The 16,540-nt window shown below is 63.4% G+C and carries 10 protein-coding genes and 2 pseudogenes; 10 read left to right on the forward strand and 2 right to left on the reverse strand.

Going from position 1 to position 16,540, the window contains the following annotated elements:
* Window positions 1–8: 8 nt before the first annotated feature.
* The gene (locus DQ229_RS11585) at window positions 9–809 is read left to right on the forward strand and encodes an alpha/beta fold hydrolase (RefSeq protein WP_114966433.1); all 801 of its coding nucleotides are present in this window, start codon (window positions 9–11) and stop codon (window positions 807–809) included.
* A 129-nt stretch (window positions 810–938) separates the two neighbouring features.
* Here the strand turns inward: DQ229_RS11585 and DQ229_RS16835 are convergent, their stop codons facing one another.
* Entirely contained in the window at window positions 939–1,403 is a 465-nt protein-coding gene (locus tag DQ229_RS16835) for a helix-turn-helix domain-containing protein (protein ID WP_114966482.1), read from the reverse strand.
* Between the two features lie 209 nt (window positions 1,404–1,612).
* On the opposite strand from DQ229_RS16835, the gene DQ229_RS11595 reads away from it, so the two are divergent.
* The 4 genes and pseudogenes from DQ229_RS11595 to DQ229_RS11610 all read left to right on the forward strand — a co-directional run.
* Window positions 1,613–3,163, forward strand: coding sequence for a site-specific DNA-methyltransferase (locus DQ229_RS11595; RefSeq protein ID WP_114966434.1), 1,551 nt, complete (start codon window positions 1,613–1,615; stop codon window positions 3,161–3,163).
* A gap of 2 nt (window positions 3,164–3,165) precedes the next feature.
* Window positions 3,166–5,847, forward strand: a complete 2,682-nt coding sequence (locus DQ229_RS11600) for a DEAD/DEAH box helicase (protein ID WP_114966435.1) — start codon at window positions 3,166–3,168, stop codon at window positions 5,845–5,847.
* A gap of 264 nt (window positions 5,848–6,111) precedes the next feature.
* Window positions 6,112–6,886 (forward strand): annotated as a pseudogene (locus DQ229_RS11605) (transposase); the annotation flags it as partial.
* Between the two features lie 157 nt (window positions 6,887–7,043).
* Window positions 7,044–7,421 (forward strand): annotated as a pseudogene (locus DQ229_RS11610) (DDE-type integrase/transposase/recombinase); the annotation flags it as partial.
* A gap of 67 nt (window positions 7,422–7,488) precedes the next feature.
* Here the strand turns inward: DQ229_RS11610 and DQ229_RS11615 are convergent.
* On the reverse strand, window positions 7,489–8,409 hold the full coding sequence (locus DQ229_RS11615) for a LysR family transcriptional regulator (protein WP_114966436.1): 921 nt from the start codon (window positions 8,407–8,409) through the stop codon (window positions 7,489–7,491).
* 96 nt (window positions 8,410–8,505) lie between these two features.
* On the opposite strand from DQ229_RS11615, the gene DQ229_RS11620 reads away from it, so the two are divergent.
* From DQ229_RS11620 to DQ229_RS11640, 5 genes are all read left to right on the forward strand, one after another.
* Entirely contained in the window at window positions 8,506–9,528 is a 1,023-nt protein-coding gene (locus DQ229_RS11620) for a TAXI family TRAP transporter solute-binding subunit (protein ID WP_114966437.1), read from the forward strand.
* A 172-nt stretch (window positions 9,529–9,700) separates the two neighbouring features.
* Window positions 9,701–11,716 (forward strand): TRAP transporter permease, encoded by a 2,016-nt coding sequence (locus tag DQ229_RS11625; protein ID WP_162300849.1) that lies wholly within the window; start codon window positions 9,701–9,703, stop codon window positions 11,714–11,716.
* Window positions 11,713–13,302 (forward strand): sulfatase family protein, encoded by a 1,590-nt coding sequence (locus tag DQ229_RS11630; protein ID WP_114966439.1) that lies wholly within the window; start codon window positions 11,713–11,715, stop codon window positions 13,300–13,302. Before DQ229_RS11625 ends, DQ229_RS11630 begins: the two co-directional genes overlap by 4 nt.
* Window positions 13,303–13,312: 10 nt before the next feature.
* Entirely contained in the window at window positions 13,313–14,782 is a 1,470-nt protein-coding gene (locus tag DQ229_RS11635) for an aldehyde dehydrogenase family protein (protein WP_114966440.1), read from the forward strand.
* Window positions 14,782–16,515, forward strand: a complete 1,734-nt coding sequence (locus DQ229_RS11640) for a thiamine pyrophosphate-requiring protein (RefSeq protein WP_114966441.1) — start codon at window positions 14,782–14,784, stop codon at window positions 16,513–16,515. Before DQ229_RS11635 ends, DQ229_RS11640 begins: the two co-directional genes overlap by 1 nt.
* Window positions 16,516–16,540 lie beyond the last annotated feature (25 nt).

Here is a 16,540-nt window from a genome sequence, read left to right on the forward strand (position 1 = left end):
ACATCTCCATGACGCTCAAAGCCACGGCCACTGACGGCGCCACCCTTTACTATCAACTGCACGGGCCGGACACGGTCGCCGACAAGCTTGTCCTCATCCACTCGCTCGCGATGACTGGCAGTTTCTGGCACCCGGTGGTCGAGGCACTTGGCGATCGGTTTCAGGTCATCACGCTGGATTGCCGCGGCCATGGCGCCTCCGACAAGACCCCCGGCCCCTACTCGGTCGAGCAGTTCGCCGATGACGTGGCTGCGGTTGTAGCCCACGCCGGATGGCAGAAAGCCTTTGTCGCGGGCGCCTCGATGGGAGGGTGTGTCGCGATCGCTTATGCCGGGCGCCATCCCGAGGGGTTGCGAGGGCTGGGCTTGATCGACACCACCGCTTGGTATGGCGATACAGCCCCCGCGGACTGGGCCGGTCGCGCCGCCAAGGCGCGTGACGAGGGCCTGGAGGCCCTGGTCGGGTTCCAGCAGACCAGATGGTTCGGAGATGCCTTTCGGGCTGCGCACCCCGAGGTCGTTCAGCAGGCCGTTCAGGTATTCCTGCAAAACGACATCGATGCCTATGCCGAGACCTGCAACATGTTGGGCGCCTGCGATCAGCGTCATGTGCTGCCCGGACTTACGGTGCCGGTCGAGATTGTCGTCGGCTCGGAGGATTACGCAACGCCGGTTGCCATGGCGGAGGCCATGCACGCGCAGATCCCCGCTTCGGCGTTGCAGGTGCTCGACGGCAAGCGTCACTTGACCCCGCTCGAAGTGCCACAGGATATTGCGGACGCGTTGATCCGGCTGGCGGATCGGGGCTAAAGAGGCGGCGGCGCCGCGCCCCCCCCGGGCCGGCCCGCCCGCAAGGCGCGGGCGGGAAATGACAGCCCAAATGCGCGCGCCTTGCTCAGAGACAGCCCGCACCGCCGCGATGCGGGCCAGCGTCGCCGCTCAGATCAGGTCGGCGTCCGAGGCGAAGAGCTCGTCCAACGCCTCCGCGCGCTGTGTGTCGCGGTCGCGCTTGTACCGGAACAGGTCTTCGGCCCTGATCCGGCGGTGGCGGCCGACCTTCTCATGCGGGATATCGCCAAGCTCCAGCAGCTTCACCAGATAGGGGCGCGAGACATTGAGGATATCGGCCGCCTGCTGGGTGGTCAGCATCTGCCCTACCGGCACCAATGTCACGGCCTCGCCCCGGCTGATATGGCGCAACAGATCGGCGATCAGGTCGACCATCAGCGGCGACAGCACGATCTCGGCGGTCTTGCGGGTCTCTGGGTCACGAAAAGGCAAGCGTGCGCCGTTCTCGTCACGCAGCACGGCGAGGATCTGCTTCAACTGGTCGGCCGTGGCGCGGTCACGCGCGCTCGGCAGGCCATGCCCGAAGGGCTCGGCCATGTTGGCGTTGATGGTCATGGTTTCGCACTCCCTTTCGCGGCGGCGCTGGGCGCTGCGTCGCATGTGGCAGGCCATCCGCCGAGTTAACATAGCATCAACCCGGACCTTCACCAAGAGCATTCGAAATATTCGAAACAAGTTGACGCAGCCTTGCCCGGCCGCGCGGCGGTTGCGGTCGGGCGCCGTTGGGGGCAGAGTGCGGGAAAAACAGCACTGGACAGTCCCTTATGCCCATTCTGCAATGGTTGACCCGCGATCAGGATCTGAAGGCGGCCGACCGCGTGCCTTATCGGCTACTCGAGGAAGTGCCGGAACTGTCACAAGGTGAGGGCGATAACCTGCTGGTGCAGGGCGACAACCTCGAGGCGTTGCGGGCGCTGCTGCCGCTCTATGCCGGGCGGGTGAAATGCATCTACATCGACCCGCCCTACAACACCGGCTCGGCCTTCGAGCATTACGACGACAGCCTGGAGCACACCAAGTGGCTGGCCATGATGGTGCCGCGGTTGCAGCTGCTGCGCGAGTTCCTGAGCGAGGACGGCTCGATCTGGGTCAGCATCGACGACCGCGAGGGACATTACCTCAAGGTGGTGATGGACGAGGTGTTCGGGCGGCGGAATTTCGTAGGCGACATCTCCTGGCAAAAGAGGACGTCGCCCGCAAACGATGCCCTCTATTTCAGCAAGGACCACGACCATACGATAATTTTTGCGAAGTCAAAGGCAGATTGGCGGCCCAACAGGCTGCCCCATTCTGAGGCACAGGCATCGAACTACAGGAACCCAGACAACGACCCGCGAGGCGCGTGGAACTCGGCTGCCTATACATGCGCGAAGTCAATTGAGGAACGGCCGAACCTCTACTACCCGATTACGCAGCCGAACACTGGCGAGGCGATCCTGCCAAAGAAGACCCGCGTGTGGGCTTACGGGCCCGAGGCGCACGCGAAGCATGTTGCCGAGAACATGATTTACTGGGGAAAGGACGGGCTCTCTCGGTCCCCAAGGATTAAGAAGTTTCTCCGAGATCCGAAGCCGGTTGTTCCGAGAAGTATCTGGCTGAACTCGGACGTTGGGCACAATCAAGAAGCACGAAACGAAACTCTGGCTCTGTTCGGCGAAACACCGTTCACTACCCCCAAGCCCGAACGGCTGATCCAGCGCATCCTGCACATCGCCACCAACCCTGGCGATCTGGTGCTCGACAGCTTCCTCGGCTCGGGCACCACGGCCGCCGTCGCGCAAAAGATGGGGCGGCGCTGGATCGGGGTGGAGATGGGCGATCATGCCCGCACCCACTGCGCACTCCGCCTGCGCAAGGTGATCGAGGGGGAGCACGGTGGCATCTCGCGCGATGTCGGATGGGAGGGCGGCGGCGGTTTCCGCTTCTGCACGCTGGGTGCCACGGTCTTTGACGCCTCGGGCCAGATCAACCCCGATATCCGCTTTGCCGATCTGGCGCGGCACATCTGGTTCACCGAGTTCCGCGTGCCCATGGCCACGCCCGATGCCGGCCCGCCCGCCGGCCCCTTCCTGGGCGCGCATGACGGGCGCGGGCTGGCGCTGCTTTACAACGGTATCCTCAAGGACCGCACGCCGGGCGGCGGCAATGTGCTGACCCATGCGGTGCTGCGCCTGCTGCGCGAGGGCGCGCAGGCCGCAGGCTGGGACGGGCCGATCACCGTCTATGGCGCGGCCAACCGGCTGTCGGAGCGCACGCTGCAGGGCGCGGGCGTCACCTTCCGCCAGACCCCCTATGACATCAAGGCGCGGGTGTGATCATGGAGTTGAAGAAATACCAGCAGGCCGCCCTCGACGCGCTGTCGCGCTTCCTGACAGCAGCGCCTGCCAAAGGCCCCGCCAATGCCTTCGCCGCCGAGGTCGCCCGGCAAGAAGAGGAGGCCCGGCTGGAGGGCCGCAAGCTGGAGCCGCGCCGCTATGAGCCCCTCTCGGGCATGCCCGAAGTGCCCTATGTCTGCCTGCGCCTGCCCACGGGCGGCGGCAAGACCCTGCTTGCGGCCGAGGCGATCCGGCTGGGCGCCGATTTCGTGCAGAAGCCGCACCCGGTGGTGCTGTGGATGGTGACGTCGGATGCGATCAAGCGCCAGACGGTCGAGGCGCTGAAGGATCTGCGCCACCCCTATCGCGCGCGGCTGGAGGCGGTGACGGGCGGGCGCACCCGGGTATTCGACATCGAGGAGTTCGAAACGCTGCGCGCGGCCGATATCGGGCGGTTCACCTGCGTGGTGGTGGCGACGATCCAGTCCTTCCGGGTGTCGGACACCGGCCAACGCAAGGTCTATGCCTATCACGAGGCGTTCGAGCCCCATTTCGCCGGTCTGCCTGGCGAGGGGATGGAGGTGGTCACCCCCGAGGACGTGGCGCGCGAGCCCTTGCTGGCCGGGCGCGAGGGGCAGGTGAAGTTCAGCTTCGCCAACCTGATGTATCACCATCGCCCCCTGATGATCGTGGACGAGGCGCATAACACGGTCACGGGGCTGTCGCGCGAGGTGCAGGCGCGCCTGCGACCCTCGGCGATCATAGAGTTCACGGCGACGCCGCGCGGCGTGTCGAATGTGCTGTTCTCGGTCACGGCGGGCGCGCTGAAGGACGAGGAGATGATCAAGCTGCCGATCCGCGTGCGCCCGCATGAAAGCTGGCAGGAGGCGGTGCGCGGCACTGTGGCCACCCGCAACATGCTGGAGGAAAAGGCCCGCCGCGAGGCCGAGTTCCTGCGGCCCGTGGCCCTCTATCAGGCGCAGGCGAAGAACGGCCACCCGACGGTGGCGGAGCTGAAGCAGTACCTGATCGAGCACGCGCTGGCCCCCGAGGAGTGGATCAAGGTCGCCACCGGCGAGCAGCGCGAGCTCGATGGCGTGAACCTGCGCGACCCGAACGAGCCGACGCGACATGTCATCACCGTGCAGGCGCTGCGCGAGGGCTGGGATTGCCCCTCGGCCTATGTGCTGTGCGCCACGCAGAAGGTCGCCTCGGCCCGCTCGGTGGAACAGCTTCTCGGCCGCGTGCTGCGCATGCCCTACGCGAAACGGCGGCGGGACGCGGCGCTGAACATGGCCTATGCGCATGTGGCTGAGCCCTCCTTCGCCGAAGTGGCGGCAAGCCTGCGCGACAAGCTGATCGACATGGGCTTTACCGACGAGGAAGTGCGCCAGTCGCTGCGCCCCGCAACCGTCGAACAGGATGATCAGGGCCGGTTGTTCGACCCCGACCCGGTGGCGCCGAAACCGGTGATGAGCTTCGAGATCCCCGACACGGAAGAGGCCCGCGCGGCGCTGGGCGGACTCGCGGATGACGGCGCGGAATTCATTAGAACCGGTGAGGGCACGCTGAAGGTTGGCGTGAAAGGGGTGGTCACCGAGGCGGTGGCGAGCGTACTCGAGCAGCACACGCCCGAGGCCGAGCGCCCGACTCTGCACGCAGAGATCGGTCGCCATGCCGATCGGGTGCAGGCGGCGCTGTCGCCCGCCGAAAAGGGTGCGCGCATCGAGGTGCCGTTCCTGATGGTCGAGATGGAGGGAGACCTGTTCCAGGCCGACAGCGCGCTGATCATGGAACGTGTGGAGTGGTCGATCCTGAACCACCCCGCCCAGATCACCGAAGCCGAAATGAGCTTTCGCCGCGCCGAGAACGTAATCGAGATCGACGTGGAAGGCGAGAAGCTGGTCTATTCCCAGACGCAGACCGCGCAGTTGCCCCAGTCCGATCTGGGCGAGCCCGACAGCGCGGCGCTGGAGGCGACGCTGGTCCAGTGGTTGGAAGGACAGTGCCGTTCCCAGCACATCCCGGGCACGGAACTGGCACCCTGGCTGGCGCAGCTGGTCTCCTGGCTCATGACCGAGCGGAACCTTTCGGTGCGCACGCTGATCGACTGGCAATACCCGCTTGCCACCCGGATCCGCGCCAAAATAGATGAGATGCGCGCCGGCGTGCGTGCCGATGCTTATCAGATGGCGCTGTTCGACGAGACCTCCGTGCTGGGCACCGACCCGTCCTGCATCGCCCGCTTCGACGCGGAGAGCTATGCCAACGTGCCCACCACACCGACCGGAGCGTTTCGGCTCAAACGCCATCTGCTCGGCCCAGACCGCGTACCGCTGATCGACGGCGACCTCGGAGGCGACGAGTTTCAATGCGCCTGGGCACTGGACAGTCTCGAGGCCGTCGATCTGTGGGTGCGCAACTTGCCGCGGCATCCGTCCAGCTTCTGGCTGCCGCGCGTGCAGGCGCGTTTCTATCCGGATTTCATCGCCCGCCTGACTGATGGCCGGATCTTCGTGGTCGAATACAAGGGCGAGCACCTGGTAACGGCGCAGGAAGCGCGCGAGAAGGACATCATCGGCAGGCGCTGGGCCGAAAAGACCGGAAACGTCTTCCTGACCGTTCGACGAATGCAACACGGCGCCGGCCCGGCGGAGCAGATGCAGCATGCAATAGTCGGGTGAATTTCGGTCGGTGGTTGCTCCGGCAAGATGCGGTTCCTGCCTGAACGCTCGGCTTTCTCGGCACTGGGGGCCGCTTGATCGGGATAGATCATTCGCCGACCCGGGGATTCAGGCTCAGCACGCCCTTAGTTTGCTGGGCTCGGCACATCGAGGGCTTGATCCCTGCGGCCAGGGTGCAGACCTTCACTGGATGCGGCATCTGCGTCTGCAGTTTAGACTGCCAATCCCTCTGTTCCAGCAACGCAAATTGCATGGAGTAATTACCTAGCCGATGCGTCGGACGGCCAGATTTCCCTGACTGATCCCGATGCGAGGGCCATGGCTACCAGCGCGCGCAACAGTGGGCTGGTGGGCTACAATGCGCAATGCGCCGTGGACACCGAGACCCATATCATCGTGACCCATGACGTCACCAACAAGGGTTTCGACCGTGACCAGCTCAGCCTGATGGCAATGGCAGCTAAAGATGCGCTCGGGCGTGACAAGCTGCATGCCCTGGCCGACAAGGGCTATTTCAGCGGTGCCGAGATCGCCGCCTGCGACAAGGCCGGCATCACGGTGACCATGCCTCGCCCGGAGACCTCCGGCAATCGCAGCAAGGGCACGTATGTGAAGGCTGACTTCAAACACGATCCCGACCGCGACGTCTATTTCTGCCCGACAGGGGACGAGCTGACCTATCGCTATAGGCGCGAGGAAGACGGGCTCAGGGTCGCGCGATACTGGACCAATGAATGCCAGCACTGCCCCGTGAAATCGCGCTGTACGACCGGCAATGAACGCCGCATCACCCGCTGGGAATACGAGCACCTGGTGGATGAGATGCACGACCGCCTGCGCAGCGACGCCGATCCCATGACCCTGTGCCGCAGCACGGTCGAACACCCTTTCGGGACAATCAAAGCCTGGATGGGGACCACCCATTTCCTGATGCGTCGCCTGAAAAACGTGCGCACTGAGATGGCGCTGAACGTGCTCGCCTACAACATCAAGCGCATTGGTCGGCATCAAGCGGCTGATTGCCGCCATCCCCGCCTGATAGGGTGAAAATCACCCCCAAAACCAGTCAAACTGCCCTCATCGGCGCGATATACGCGCCTGTGGCGGCTTGCCGGAACCCAAGCAGTCCCGAACATCTCCTACGAACCCTCCAGAACGCAGGTTCCCTGTGGCGCAGGAGTTTCCACACAGCCTAGGCCGACAGCAACCGCATGAAGCGCGATCGGGCAATCCGGGCCTTGAAGATGGCCATTGCCTTCAGATCGCCGCCCAACGGCTGCATCTTCCACAGCGATCGCGGCAGCCAATACTGTTCGCATGACTATCGACGCATCCTGCGCGAACATGGCTTCCAGGTCTCGATGAGCGGCAAAGGTAATTGTTATGACAATGCGGCCGTCGAGACGTTCTTCAAAACTATCAATGCCGAGCTGATCTGTCGGCGGTCATGGGCAACCAGGCGGCAAGCCGAGATGGCGATCTTCGAATATATCAATGGCTTCTACAATCCGCGTCGACGGCACTCAGCACTGGGCTGGAAAAGCCCAGTCGCCTTCGAACGGAAAGTAGCTTAAACGAGCACCTGGAGCGGCGCAAATACGTGACAGGTCCACCGCGTCGGAAACACCGCACAGGTCGGCCTCAGTCAACCTTCCGCTGAAGTCGTGCGAAGAACAGCGTCGCCCGTTTGGCGAAATCTCGAACCTCTGGGCGGTCGGCGCATTTCTCATGTGTCCAGAGCGCGATGTTGCGGTCAGGAAATGAGGCGTCGACCTCAAGTTCCGTGGGGCGGAACTGATCATGTAACAAGCGGGTCAGTCCGACCGGAAGAACCGCCAAGGCTCCGCTCTGCCGCATCAGCGCCAATGGTGTGGCAATATCGCCCGAGAATGCGAGACGTGGAACAACATCGGACACGCCAATTGCCCTGAGCACTTCAGAGTGACCACCATGAATGCGAGACAAATCCCCTGTGCTGATCCAGGGCTGCGCGGCCAGCTCTTCGATCGAAACCTGCCGTTTCAGACCGACCAGAGGTGACTGGGCGCCCGCAAATATCCCGAGGCGATCACGGAAGACCTCAGTTTGCACCAATTGCTCCATATGCAAGGTCATGCGGCTGGGAGCTACGGCGACATCAAGTTCGCGGTCGCGCAACCGGGTTATCAGCCGTGCAGCAGTAGTGGTCGTGACACGTACCGTATATTGCCATTGGCGGTCGATCGTCTTGGACAGCAAACCTGGCATCACCGATACTGCCAGCATGGGGCCCACGCCGAGCCGGAGCTCGCCCTGAAGCCCTGCACGCCAGCGATCCAGCGCCTCGTCTGCGCGCTGCATGCTGGCGCGAATTTCCTGCCCCTGCAAGGCAAGTTGCTCTCCGATCTCGGTTGGCACCACTCCGTACCGGCCCCGCTTCAGCACCGCCGCGCCTACCCTGGTCTCGATGATCCGGATATTGCGGCTCAATGTGGGCTGGGTGACGTTGAGAACCTCGGCCGCCCGCGAGAGCGAGCCAAGCTCGATGATCTCGGCGAGTTGAAAGAGGAGTTTCGGATCCATGTTTCCATAGAAATATGTATGGGAGGTGTATTTTATTCTATTTTACTTATGGAAGGCAATCTCTGATTAAGGGGTGAGTTCAGAGGGAGGAACGAGATGCTTCATTTTCGTAAAATGGCCGCCGCCGCCAGTCTTGTCATCGCGACTGCCAGTGCGGGGAGTGTTGTGGCCCAGTCCACACAGTTGCGCGCCGACGGCGGTTCGGCGGCGAGTTTGACCGCAATCGTGCCGCAGCTTCTCAGCCGCTATGCCGATCAGCACACCGATTACAGCATTCGCGTCAGTGTCGATCAGACGCTTACGCGTTCCGCGCTTCGGCTTGCGGCCGGTGCGATCGATATCAGCACAGTGCCGACGGCCGCCTTCCATGCGATGACCCAAGGCACCGGGCCTTACGCCCAGATGTCGGACGAGGCGATCGAGGCAGCGGGGAACATCCGCGCGCTCTTTGCTTTTCTTGGTGGTCACATCCACCCGATCACCCGCGCCGATAGCGGGATCGAAACCTTTGATGACGTTGCCGGGCGGCGTGTCTTTGTCGGGCCGCCGGCCGGCACCGCGTCGGCGCAAGCCCGTGATCTGATCGAAGCGATCACCGGCTATGTCGCCGGCGAGGATTATGAGGCGATCCAGCTCGATTTCAGCGCGGCCAACCAAGCATACGAGGACGGGCGCTTCGACCTTTTCATGCGGACCGGTGCGATGGGATCGGCCGCCATCGACCAGTTGGGTAGCGCGCAGCCCTTCCGGCTGCTGAATGTTCCCGCCGAGGTTGTAGAAAGCGATAACTGGGATACCTTCATCACGGTTCCAGGCCGCGCCGTGGATCCGATCCCTGCGGGCACCTACAACAACCAGGTCAACAATGACGAAGACGTGCTTGCCGGGGCTTACTCGATGATGCTGGCCGTCAATGTCGATATGGACGAAGAGACTGCCTATGCGCTGACCCGCGTGATGATGGAGAACCTCGAGGATGCCTATGGCGTGAATGTCGCCATGCGCTCCCTGCGGCCCGACACAGTGTTTACCAGCCTGAACGCGCCGCTGCATCCGGGTGCGGTTCGCTATTTTCGCGAGATCGGGCTTGATGTGCCCGAGGCGCTGATCGCGGACTGAGCCCGCTACCGATCTCCGCCGTGGTTAAAACGGCGGGGATCAGACTGACGTCCCCCTGAGACTGGCCGCCCGTTTACCCAAGGCGAATTGTCGGCGGTAAATTGCGCAGCGGCCCGCCGCCGTTGCAGCCAAGCGTCTCATGCTGCTGCATACCAGCCCAAGGGTAAACCCCATGACCGCGCAATCCAATTCAACTGCCGCACGGACCGACAGCCGGGGGCCCAGCACCGCGATGCCGGCTCAGCCCGCGCAGAGCGGCCCGGACGGGCCTCGCAGCAGCTGGCCGCGCCTGTTTGCCATGGTCGTGGGAATGGGGCTGACCATCTTCGGGCTCATCAACATTCTTCCGGCCTATGCGTTTCTGCCACGGATGCCCTATTTCCCGACGCCGATGCTGCATTCGGTGATGTTCGGGGCGAGCCTCCTTATCGCGATCCTGATGGTGACGCCCGTGGTGCGAGAGGGCCGCGTGCCGCCTGCTGCGATCTGGGTAATGGATGTCGCGTTTCTGGCAATCGGCTTCTACGCGCTCTACCGCTACTACACCGACGTCACCGCAATCATGGAGATGGGGCTTTTCTTCTTCGCGCCCGAACACGCCTGGATCGCGATTTCGGCCTGCGCGGTGATCATCGTGATGTGCTGGAGGCTGTGGGGGGCGCCGCTGGCGATCGTCGGGATGCTGGGGTTGCTTTATTTCTTCACGGGCGAGCACTGGCCGGGCATCTTCCGCCACACCGGCATGCATTTCGTCGAGGACACTGCAAGCGAGCTTTGGTTCAATACCGGCACCGGCGTTCTGGGGCACATCCTGGCGATCCTAGTCAATACGGTCTTTCCCTTCATCATTCTCGGCGCGATGCTCGAAGGCACCGGCGGGGGCAACTCGCTTATCAAAATCAGCTTTCATGCGATGCGCGGCTTTCGGGGCGGGCCGGCCCATGCCGCGATCCTGTCGTCTTCGATGTTCGGTACGGTGTCGGGCTCGGCCGTGGCCAATGTGGTGGGCACCGGCGTCATCACCATCCCGATGATCAAACGCAGGGGCTTCAGCCCGTCCTTTGCCGGGGGCGTCGAGGCGACGGCTTCAACCGGTGGGCAGATAATGCCGCCGATCATGGGGGCGGCGGCCTTGGTGATGGCCGACTTCATCGGCATCAACTACCTTACAATCATTGTCGCCGCCGTGGTGCCTGCACTGGCCTATTATGCGTCGCTGTTCGTCACCGTGATGTTCGAGGCGCGGCGGCTGGGTGTCGAGGCGCGTGACGACGAAACCGCCGAAGACCCGATCATGCTGCAGGACTGGATCAACCTGATCCTCGTGATCGTTCCCGTAACGATCGTGGTCGTGTCGCTCATCGGGGGGGCATCCCCTGCGGGTTCGGCCGTGAACGCCTTGTTCGTGCTAATCGCACTGAGCCTGCTCAACCCGGTAATCCGCCGAAGGCCGCATCTGATCATCGTGGCGCTGGCGCGTGGCGGCGTGAATTTCGGCCGCCTGCTGATGGCGGTGGGTGTGGTCGGCATCATCGTCAGCGTGCTCAGCGCGACGGGTCTGCCACTGGAGTTTGCCAAGCTTATCTCGGGTGGTGCGGCGCAATACCTGCTGGTCACGTTGTTGCTGGCCGCTGTCGCGGCGCTGGCACTGGGCATGGGTATGCCGACGCTGCCGGCTTATCTGACGATCGTCATCATCATGGGCCCTGCACTTCGCAATATGGGCCTGACAGACCTGACAGCGCATTTCTTTGTCTTCTACTTCGGCGTGGCTTCGGCGATTACGCCGCCGGTGGCGATCGCAGCCTATGCGGCGGCGTCGATCGGACAGGGTGGCGCGATGGCGACGGCTATCCAGGCCACGCGCATCGGCCTTGTGATCTTTGCCATCCCGTTCCTGTTCGCCTTCAATCCGGTGATGCTGATCGTACCCGAGGCCGGCGGCACGTTCAGCTATCCGGCCTTCGGCTTCATGCTGCTGCAACTCGCAACCATGGTTTACATGCTGGCAAGCGCGGCGGCCGGGTTTGACCGCGATCGCATGACCCCGCTTGTGCGCCTACTGCGTGCAGCGACAGGGCTGGCGGTAATTTCTCCTGATCCGATGGTCAGCGGGGTTGCGGTGGCGGCGGCCGTCGCTCTGGTCCTGTCGCACCGTCGGCCTGCAACACGAAAGGCCCTGACATGAGCGTGTCGACACGTCCGAACTTTCTCTACCTGATCACCGATCAACACCGGGCTGATTGGCTGGGCTGCTATGGGCATCCGCTGGTAAAGACACCAAACATCGACCGGATCGCATCGATGGGCACTAGGTACGAGAATTTTCATGTCGCCAGTCCCGTCTGCATGCCCAATCGAGCCAGCTTGCTGACCGGGCGCCACCCCAGCACCCACGGGCTTCGCTACAACGGATGTGTCCTCAGCCACCGGGCGAATACCTTTGTCGACCTACTGCGCGCGAATGGCTACCTGACGGCGAGCATCGGCAAGAGCCATCTTCAGCCCTTCACCGATTACGAGCCGACCATCCACGACACGCCGCCTGCTGACGACCCGCTGGCCGAAGCATGGAAACCCGACAGCGCGAACTACAGTCAGGAAGAGCCGGGCCGCTATGAGGCCGACGGTCGCTATGTCTTTCAGACGCCCTATTACGGCTATGACCATGTGGATATGGTTACCGGGCACGGTGATCGAGCAGGGGGGCACTACCGGCAGTGGTTCCGCGAGGCGGCCCCCGAATGGCAGGCACTGGCTGATCCGACCAATGAGCTTCCACACAACTATTCCTGCCCGCAGGCCTATCGCACGCCGATCCCGGAGGATCTGTATCCGACCTTCTACATACGCGACCGCGCGCAAGATTTCCTGTCCGCCCGAGCGGGCAGCGATGCGCCCTTCTTTGCCTTCGTCAGCTTCCCCGACCCGCACCATCCGTTCAATCCGCCGGGGCGCTACTGGGACTTGTATGATCCGGCCGATTTCACCCCCGAGGTGCGCTACGACGATCACGCCTTTCCACCGCCGCCGCTGACCCATGCGCGCGCCATGTTCGAAAGCGGCAAGACGCCGGCGCATCAACAGGTCTCGTTCATGGCCGATACCCGGTCTTTGCAGGAGGCGATGGCGCTCAGCGCGGGCATGATCACCATGGTGGACGATGCAATCGGTGCCATCCTGCAGACGCTTGAAAAGACCGGGCAGTTAGAGAACACGGTGATCGTCTTCAACTCGGATCACGGCGACTATCTGGGCGACAGCGACCTGCTGCTAAAGGGTGCTTGGCAACGCGACAGTATCTCACGTGTGCCCTTCATCTGGTCCGATCCATTGGATCGCCGGGCGCGCGTCAGCCAGGCGATGGGGTCCACGATCGATATTGCACCAACTATCCTTGCCCGGGCCGGACTGCAGCCCTTCAACGGCATGCAGGGGATTGCTCTCGCTGAATGTCTGCAAGCTGAGACGGAGACCACACCCTCCACCGTTCCGCGCGACCGGCTCTTGATCGAATTCAACGACAGCGGATTGCGCATGGGGTTTGAATCCCCCGCTCGGGTGCGGACGCTGATTCATGATGGCTGGCGGATATCGGTCTATCGCGATCAGGAATGGGGCGAACTCTATGACCGCCGCAACGACCCGTTAGAGCTGAGCAATCTCTGGGATGATCCGCAGCATGCTTCAGAACGTGCCCGGATGACCGAAGCGCTCGCGCACAGTCTGATCGGACAGATGGACGAAAGCCCACGTTCGCGCCGGCGAGCATGAAGGGAACGACATGAAGGAACTACACAACTTTATCAACGGAACGTGGCGCAGCTCAACTGAGGTTTTCGACAAGTCAAGTCCGTTCGACGGGCGCCTGGTGGCTCGGGTCCACGTTGCTACTGACTCGATGATAGACGAAGCCGTCATGGCCGGGCGTCGTGCTGTGGAGACCGGTTGGGGGCGAATGCCGCTGCGCGCCAGGGCCCAGATCCTGCGCGATTTGAGCCGGGCGCTCATGGCGCGCATGGATGATCTGGTCGAGGCCGATATGGCAGATACGGGGCGGTCGCTCTGGCAGGCGCGGAACTTCGATGGCGCACGGGCAATCCGGCAGTTCGATGCCTACTGCGACCTGGCGCTGGCGATGGAAAATCGATCTGCCAGCTTCACCGGGAGCGACGGGGCACAGGGCCTTTGGTATACGCAACAGCGCCCGCGCGGGGTGATCGCTTGCATCGCACCCTGGAATATGCCGCTTCTGTTGATGATCATGAAACTGGCGCCGGCGCTGGTAATGGGCAACGCGGCCATCGCCAAACCCTCGGAGGAGACGCCCGGGTCCGCCACGGTTCTGGCCGAGGTTATCGCGCAATCCGAGGTCCCCGACGGGGCATTCGCACTTCTGCATGGAGCGGGAGCCACTGGCGCGGCATTGACCGCGCACCCCGGTGTGGATGCAATTAGCTTTACCGGGGCAAGTGCCACGGGCAGTGCGATCATGCGAAGCGCCGCTACTGGGCTTCGCGAAGTCGCACTTGAACTTGGGGGCAAGAACCCCGCGCTTGTCTTCGAGGATGCCGATGTCGAGGCGGCGATCGCGGGCACCGCGCGCTCGGCTTTCTTCAATTGCGGCCAGATCTGTTTCTGCACCGAGCGAGCCTATGTTCACCGCAGCCATTTCGACGCCTTTGTCGAAGGTATTTCGCAGGCAGCGCGCAAGGTGGTGATCGGCGAGCCGGCCCATGATGGTTTCAGTATCGGCCCGCTGATCTCGCAAGGGCACAGGGCCAAGGTCCGCGACCTTCTGGACAGTGTCACCGCCGATGGCGGCGCGTTTGTCGCCGGGGGCGGCGTGCCGCGCTTCGGAGACAGCCGCGATGCCGGGGCGTTCATTGAGCCTTCGGTGGCCGTGGGGCTTGCTCCGGAAGCGCGGTTTCTGCGCGAAGAGGTGTTTGGCCCGGTCCTGCATGTCGCCCCATTCGATAGCGAAGATGAAGCAATCGCCCTGGCCAATGACACAGAATACGGCCTCGCATCGGTGATCTGGACAGAGAATGTACATCGTGCCCATCGCGTCGCGTCCCAATTGCGCGCAGGCCATGTTTGGCTCAACGCATGGCAGTTTCGTGATCTGGCAAGCCCTCTGGCGGGGGCCGGGCTTTCCGGGGTCGGAGAGCAATTCGGCCGTAGCAGCCTGGAATTCTGCACCCAGCCACAGACCGTGACGCTGCGCGTCGCGCCACTTGAGGAGACCGTTTGATGCCACGAACCGGCGCATCGGCCCTGTTGCGCGGGTTGCGCAGCAACGGGATCAAGAGGCTGTTTGTCAACTCCGGCAGCGATTTTGCGCCGGTGATCGAAGAGTACGCCGCAGCGCACGAAGATGCAGATGAGCCCTTTCCCGAGCCGATTCTGTGCGCGCATGAAGCGCTTGCCGTGGGGATGGCCCATGGCGCATGGCTGGCCAGCGGAGAGACGCAGGCAGTTATGGTTCATGTCAATGTGGGGCTCGCCAATGCCGCAATGGGCGTGATCAACGCTCGCTCTGACGATGTGCCGCTGGTGATAATGTCGGGTCGCACGCCTTTTACGGAACATAACCGCCTTGGCGCACGCGGCAGCCTAGTGCAATACGGACAAGAGATGGCCGACCAGACGGCGCTGGTGCGGGAGTCGGTCAAATGGAGCGCGGAGCTTGTCTATGCCGAGCAGGCCGAGACGATGGCGTCGCGCGCTGTCGCAATCGCCAACTCGCATCCGACGGGTCCGGTCTATCTCAGCCTACCGCGGGAGCCGCTGTGCGAAACCCTGCCCGAAGCGCCCGACCCGGTTGCCTCGGCGCGGCCCTTGCAGGTTTCAGCAACCGCCCCCGCCCCAGACACCGGCGCAGTTGGCCAAGCAGCGCGCCTGCTCGCCCGCGCCGAGGTCCCATTGGTAATCGCGCAGCGGGGCGATCGCGCCGGACGCGCGGGCATCGTGACCAGCAGAATGGCACATGCCTTCGGGCTGGCAGTGCATGAAGCCGTGCCCACGTGCAACCTGCTTGCGGGCGACGATCCGATGCGCGTCATGGGTCAGGTGGCTGAACATGTGGCCGCCGCAGATGTCATCTTGGCAATTGACGCGCCTGTGCCCTGGCTGGAAAGCAGCTGCCGCGTCGGCCCTGAGAAGACGGTCATCCACATCGGTAGCGATCCGCTGCACATCAAGCTGCCGATGCGCAGCTTCCGCACTGATCTTGCGATCTGCGGCGACGTCGTGGCGACCCTCGAGGCGCTTGAAACAGCGCTTGGCCACGCCGCCGACAGAGCCGAGGTAGCGGCGGCCGCAATTGCCGAGCGTCGCGCGGCCATCACGGCGCGCCACAAGGCAGACCGGGACACAATGGCCGCGCGAGCCGCGCGCGGGACGGGAAGCCCCATGAGCATTCCCTGGATCGGCAAATGCCTTTCCGAGCGTATCGACAGGGGCACCTTGCTGTTCAGCGAGCGCGGGCCGACCTCGGCGCATCTCGATCTGCGCGTGCCGGGACAGCTTTTCAGCGTTCCATATTCCGGGGGGCTCGGGTGGGGTCTGCCCGCAGCCCTCGGCGCGCAACTCGCCGCGCCCGACAGGCTTGTGGTGGCGCTGGTAGGCGATGGCAGCTACCTTTTCGCGAACCCAGTAGCCTGCCATCAGGTCGCAAGTCACTATCAGTTGCCCGTTCTCATGGTCTTGCTCAACAATGGCTCTTGGAACGCGGTGCGGACATCGACCTTGGCGGTCTATCCCGATGGCGCGGCCGCTCGCAGCAACCGGATGCCGATGACCGCCTTCGCGCCGCCCACTGATTACTGCGCCATCGCCCGCGCGGCAGGAGGTGCGGCGTTCAAAGTGCAATCGGGTGCCGAACTGCCCGAAGCGCTGGACAGGGCGCTGACCATTATCAGGCAGGAAAGACGGCATGTGCTGCTCGATCTCAGCACGGATCTTGCCAACCCAAAGATGGGGTGAGGACTCTCGCCTCGCCAATGGTTCG

Source organism: Alkalilacustris brevis, assembly GCF_003350345.1.
Lineage (GTDB): Bacteria > Pseudomonadota > Alphaproteobacteria > Rhodobacterales > Rhodobacteraceae > Alkalilacustris > Alkalilacustris brevis.